At 59.5% G+C, this 4,469-nt stretch carries 2 protein-coding genes; one reads left to right on the top strand and one right to left on the bottom strand.

The annotated features are described in order from the left end of the window. Positions 1–562 precede the first annotated feature (562 nt). A complete protein-coding gene (gene topA, locus H5U08_RS10940) occupies positions 563–3,235 on the top strand; it encodes a type I DNA topoisomerase (RefSeq protein ID WP_297032939.1) in 2,673 nt (890 codons plus the stop codon). 141 nt (positions 3,236–3,376) lie between these two features. On the opposite strand, the gene H5U08_RS10935 is transcribed toward topA, so the two are convergent. Further along, positions 3,377–3,949, bottom strand: a complete 573-nt coding sequence (locus H5U08_RS10935) for a helix-turn-helix domain-containing protein (protein ID WP_095416559.1) — start codon at positions 3,947–3,949, stop codon at positions 3,377–3,379. Positions 3,950–4,469: the final 520 nt, after the last annotated feature.

Here is a 4,469-nt window from a genome sequence, read left to right as displayed (position 1 = left end):
TTTCCCGCCGAAAACGAAACTTCGCGCGTGGTTAGCCCCGTGGGATGCCCGACCTTTCCCCTGTTCCCAAGCGCGTCGCCAGGCCCACCTCGCCACTCTGCCGCCATCTCAAACGACCGAAATTGCGAAAATCAGGCAGAGCGCTTGTAGTCCGATAATGGGGTATATCCCCCCACCAACATACGACGAGGCCGTGTCCACACGATCCGGCAACAGAGTCTAGCAAGCCGAAAAAGACGTTGATTTGGCCAGTAGAGGGCGTCTCCGATATTGTCCGGTTCCGCCGCATGACCATAAGATAGCGGGACAGAAAACGAGGAGATAGTTCCTACTGGTGATATCATCCGACCGTTGCGTGGGGGTCAGGCGGGCTTGGAAAGTTTTCGGAAACAAAGTAAAGAGTGAAAACTGGCTGTCCCGGCGGGTGACACCAGCATCGCGGCGCTGGGATGGGCTAAAAGTAAAAAAGAAAGCGGATGTTCCCTGCAGGTGGCACGGGCTTTAAGCGTGAAAAGTTTATCGGCCAAATTGTCTATTTCGATTTTGATTCCCGAGTTTGCCCATGGCGAAGAAGAAGGCACGTCAAGCAGGAAAGAGCGATTCCCCTAAGAGGCGAGCGGCTCGCGGGAAGGGCGAAAAGATTAAGCTGGTCATTGTGGAGTCGCCCACCAAGGCCCGGACGATCAGCCGCTTCCTGGGCTCCCCGTACACCATCGAAGCCAGCCTGGGGCACATTCGGGATTTGCCGGAGCGTGCCACCGATTGCCCGCCCGAGTACCGCTCCAAACCCTGGGCGTATCTTGGGGTGGATGTGGAAAACGGCTTCCAGCCTATCTACATCGTCCCCAAAGATAAACTCAAACAGGTCCAGAAGCTCAAGAAGGCTCTTCAGTCGGCGGAGGAATTGCTTTTGGCGACTGACGAGGACCGGGAGGGCGAGGCCATCAGTTGGCATTTGTGCGAAGTTCTCCAGCCCCAGGTGCCCGTCCAGCGGCTGGTGTTCCACGAGATCACCCGCGAGGCGATTCTCCAGGCTTTGCGGTCCCCCCGGCAGATCGACGAGAATCTGGTGCGGGCGCAGGAAGCCCGACGGATCCTGGACCGCCTTTTCGGCTATGACGTGTCCCCGCTTCTGTGGAAGAAAATTCGGCCAGGTCTATCGGCGGGGCGGGTGCAAAGCGTGGCCGTGCGACTCATCGTGGACCGAGAACGCCAGCGGATGGCCTTCCGCAGCGCGACGTACTGGGATCTGGCGGCGGAATGCCTTGCCCCGACGGGGGCCCATTTCTCGGCCCAACTGGTGAGCGTCAACGGGCGAGGGATTCCCTCCGGCAAGGATTTCGATCCCCAAACCGGCCAGTTGAAGAATCCGGAATTGCTCCTGCTGGATCAACCAGCAGCGGAGGCCCTGGCAGAACGGCTGCGGGGCAAATCGGCCCGGGTGATTCTCGCAGAAGAGAAGCCCTACACCTCACGGCCATCGCCCCCCTTCACCACGAGCACCCTGCAGCAGGAAGCCAACCGCAAATTCGGGTTCACCGCCCGGTACACGATGCAACTGGCCCAGCGGCTCTACGAAAACGGGTATATCACCTACATGAGAACAGACTCCACGCACCTGGCCGAGGAAGCCGTCGAATCGGCCCGGCAATTGATCGAGTCGCAGTACGGACCAGAGTATCTGCCGGAACGGCCCCGGGTCTACCAGACAACTGTCAAAAACGCGCAGGAGGCCCATGAAGCAATTCGGCCTGCGGGACACCCCTTCGCCTCGCCGGAATCGCTCAAAGACGTCCTTTCCCGGGACGAATTGCGGCTGTACGACCTTATCTGGAAGCGAACGGTGGCCTGCCAGATGGCTGACGCCCGGGGGCGACGGATGACCGTGCGGGTGGAGGCAGACGGAGCGGTCTTTCAGTCCACCGGCCGAACAATCGACTTCCCCGGATACCTCCGGGCCTACGTCGAGGGGGCCGACGATCCCGATGCTGAACTCGCCGATCGCGAAACGTTATTGCCACCGCTTCGGGTGGGGGACAGCGTTCTCCTGGAGACAGTGGAGCCGAAAAGCCATGTGACCCAGCCTCCGGCGCGCTACACCGAAGCGACGTTGACCCGAGCACTGGAGGAACTCGGAATCGGTCGGCCCAGCACCTATGCCACCATCATCGACACGATTCTCGAGCGGAAATACGTCATCAAGAAAAACAACGCGCTGGTTCCCACCTGGGTGGCGTTTGCGGTCTGCCAGCTCCTCGAGCAGCATTTTCCCGAACTGGTGGACTATTCATTTACCGCTCAAATGGAGGATGAGCTGGACGCCATCAGCCGAGGGGAACTCCACTGGGTGGATTACCTGAAGCGGTTTTATTACGGGGATGGGCATCCCGGCCTCAAGCGGTTGCTGGAGGCCAAGATCGCCGAAATCGACGCGAGGGAGATCAACCGGATCCGGATCGGGCGGCCGTCAGACGTCGGCGAGGATCAGCCCGAAATCTACGTGCGAATTGGACGCTACGGCCCGATGCTGGAATGGGGTGACAAGCGGGTCCGGCTTCCGGAAAACATCGCCCCCGATGAGCTGACCCCGGATGTGGCGAAAACATTTTTCGAAAAGGCCGAGAAGGAGGAAGAACCGATTGGAGTCTGTCCGGAGACGGGCAAGCCCATTTACCTTCGCACCGGTCGGTTTGGGGCTTATCTCCAGCGGGGAACCGGGGAAAACGGCGAGGCGACCGAGCGGGTGTCACTACCGCCGGGCATCCGCCCCGAAGATCTCACACCGGAAAAAGCTCTCGAGCTGTTCCGTTTCCCACAGAATCTCGGCTCTCACCCGGAGACCGGAGAACCGGTCGAAGTCCATCTGGGAATCTATGGGCCGTATGTCAAATGTGGTGAGGCCACCCGATCCCTTCCCGAGGGTAAATCTCCCACCGAAATCACGCTGGAGGAGGCTCTTCAACTGCTCGCAGAGCCCAAATCCCGGCGCCGGCGGATCGCCCAGCTTCGCGAACTTGGCCCGTCGCCTGTGACGGGGCAACCCGTGCGGGTGATGAGCGGCCGCTACGGTCCGTACGTGACAGACGGCCAAACGAACGCCACCCTTCCCAAAGATGTGTCGCCGGATGATGTCACTCTGGAAAACGCGCTGCAGTGGCTGGCTGAAAAGGCCCAAAGAGAAGCCATCTCCGGGAAGAAGAAAGTCGTGCGGCGAAGAACGAAAAAGGCCGGCTGATCGCCGCGATCCGGTGTGGGCGCGTCAAGAAAAAGAAAAACCGCAGCGGTGAGCTGCGGGAATGTGAACCGTTACGGGGGGCTTGCCGTAACGGGTTGAACGGGAAACCGGCGATCGGGAATCAAACGGGGAGCTGAGTCATCAGACCAGCTCTTTCTTCGCGCCCACGAGGGTGCGAATCCGTTCGGCCAGCAGATGGGCATCGAACGGTTTCTTGAACGTCTCGTTGATGGACGATCGGTCGAAGCTCATGGCGCTTCCGTCGTCCGGCAACAAGGCAATGAGGATGACGTCGCTGAATTCAGAATTGCGACGGACATGCTGGCAGATCTGTAGGGCCTCCGTGCGGCCGATGGAGAAGTCCACCACGATGCAATCGGGGCGGAAACTCTCGGCCTGAATTCCCGCATCAAAGCCGCTCGATGCGACCGCCACTTTGAAAGAGCGTTCCGGTGGAAGCTCTTTCTTGAGGTTCTCGATGAGCACCTGATCCTGAGCGACGATCAACACCTTGGCGGTGGTCTCGTCCTCAAGCTCACCGAGGGGCATCCCGTGTTCCTTCAGGAACTTGATCAGCGATTCCCGTGGAATGCGCCGATCCTGCGAACCGGGGATGCGGTAACCTTTGAGACGGCCCGAATCGAACCACTTGCTGACGGTGCGCGGGGCCACTTTACAGATCTTGGCAACTTGACCTGTAGTGAAGACCTTCATCGCAGGCTCTCCAAACTGTCACTCGCTCAAGGTAGTCCATCCCAGTCGGCTTTCTCACCGACTTCCCACACCGCGTTCCCGAGTTTGCGAGCCGCCTTTCCGCACACTCCTTCGCGCGGGACTCCTCCTGACAGGTCAGCCCGCAAACCGCTGGGTCGGAACGCCGGGAACAAAACGCTCCATACAGTCTCGGCCGTGGTTCAGCTCCTTCTGACCCGCGCCTCATTAATCACTTCGGCAAATCGGGCCGGTGGAAAACAGTGAAAATTCGTAAAATGGGGAAGGACGATTCCATCCGGACGATTTGCAAAACAATTGGTTCCCTGTCTTCCCGCGTTGAGCAACCCGGTCCGCACATCCGTCAGCCAGTGACCGTCCTTTGCCCGCTCATTCGCGTGCCGGACGTGATCGCCCCTCTCCCCTGGGACACCTCGGTGGCCGGTGGTTCTCACTCTCATGAGAAAACGGCCCTCCGATTGATAGTTTCGAATTCCCGATGAGAAACTCTTTAACGAGTTTG

It is taken from the genome of Thermogutta sp. (genome assembly GCF_014359955.1).
Lineage (GTDB): Bacteria > Planctomycetota > Planctomycetia > Pirellulales > Thermoguttaceae > Thermogutta.
The sequence above is the reverse complement of the archived record's forward strand: the minus strand, read 5'-3'. Positions and strand labels throughout refer to the sequence as shown.